The organism is Desulfatiferula olefinivorans (assembly GCF_054657895.1).
In genome coordinates, this window is record NZ_BAAHXV010000129.1 from 1 (window position 1) to 352 (window position 352).

Here is a 352-nt window from a genome sequence, read left to right on the forward strand (position 1 = left end):
TTTTCTTAACCTGATCAACAAATGGCTGAAGGCCGGGATACTGGACACAGACGGCAGCGTCGTGAATCCGGAGTCAGGCACACCACAGGGGGGAGTCGTTTCACCCGTACTGGCAAACGTATATCTTCACTTTGGTCTGGATTTGTGGTTTCAAAAGTGCGTCAAGAAACACTGTAAAGGTGAAGCGTTTATTCTCAGGTATGCTGATGATTTCATCTGCGGCTTCAGATATCGAGACGAGGCCGGGCGATTTTATCAAGAGCTGCCTGAGAGGCTGAACAAATTCAAACTTTCAGTGGCGCCGGAGAAAACCAGAATGCAGCGGTTCAGTCGTTTTCATCCAGGTATGGAA

Annotated in this window: 1 protein-coding gene; it reads left to right on the forward strand. The window is 48.6% G+C overall.

Annotation, left to right across the window (positions count from 1 at the left end; translation table 11 throughout):
* Positions 1-352: reverse transcriptase domain-containing protein (locus ACYQ11_RS22170; RefSeq protein WP_459926017.1), on the forward strand; the 352-nt coding region annotated here is incomplete at both ends.